The organism is Schinkia azotoformans, assembly GCF_035811335.1.
Taxonomy (GTDB): domain Bacteria; phylum Bacillota; class Bacilli; order Bacillales; family Bacillaceae_J; genus Schinkia; species Schinkia azotoformans.
The window spans coordinates 1-910 of the sequence record NZ_JARSMD010000073.1; the positions used below are offsets into that span (position 1 = coordinate 1).

A 910-nucleotide genomic window follows, 5' to 3' on the forward strand; every position below is an offset into this window, starting at 1 on the left:
GTAATCAAATGCAGGTTGAAACCGCAGAAGATGCCATTCGCCGAACAGATAAATATGACGGTAATAAATAAGCTGGCAAAGGAGGAGAAAAGATGGAAAAGATCATTGATATTCAACATTTAAGCAAATCCTTTGGAGCCCATGAAGTTTTAAAAGACATCGATTTTTCAGTTAATAAAGGTGAAGTAGTATGTATTATCGGTTCCTCAGGTTCAGGTAAATCAACGTTACTTCGTTGTGTTAATCTATTAGAAAAGCCGAGCGGCGGCCAAATCATTTATCGTGGTGAAAATATTTTGGATGACAAGCACGATATCCCTACTTACCGTCAAAAGCTGGGTATGGTATTCCAACAATTTAATTTATTTAATAACCACAACGTTTTAAGTAATTGTGTTGTTGGACAAGTCAAGGTGTTGGGTCGTTCAAAGGAAGAAGCAGAAAAAATCGCAATGAAGTATTTAAAAGTTGTTGGTATGGATAAATACGTTAATGCCAAACCTAAGCAATTATCAGGTGGACAAAAACAACGTGTAGCCATTGCCAGAGCCCTTTCGATGGAGCCAGACGTGATTCTTTTTGACGAACCAACGTCTGCTTTGGATCCCGAAATGGTTGGTGAGGTTCTGAAAATTATGAAGGAGCTTGCAGAATTAGGTCTTACAATGTTAATTGTGACCCATGAAATGGAGTTTGCACGAGAAGTTGTTATTAATCACCCTGTTTGTCGGTAGTTTCGGAATCGACTATGACGGTGATTTTTTTGATTTGTAACCGTCATTTTTGTTGGCGATAAATATTAGCCGTAGAATTTGGCAGTATTAATTGTCCATAGTTTGGCAGAAGTAATGCTAAAAAGGGGAAGCAGACCATCTCGTCTAACTCCCCCTTGTTCTAAATATCTACCTGA

1 protein-coding gene is annotated in these 910 nt (G+C 38.2%); it reads left to right on the forward strand.

Annotated features, from left to right (window positions below):
- The first annotated feature begins 92 nt into the window (after nt 1-92).
- Nucleotides 93-734: an amino acid ABC transporter ATP-binding protein gene (locus P9E47_RS22880; protein ID WP_326165191.1), complete on the forward strand. Its 642-nt coding sequence runs from the start codon at nt 93-95 to the stop codon at nt 732-734.
- Nucleotides 735-910 lie beyond the last annotated feature (176 nt).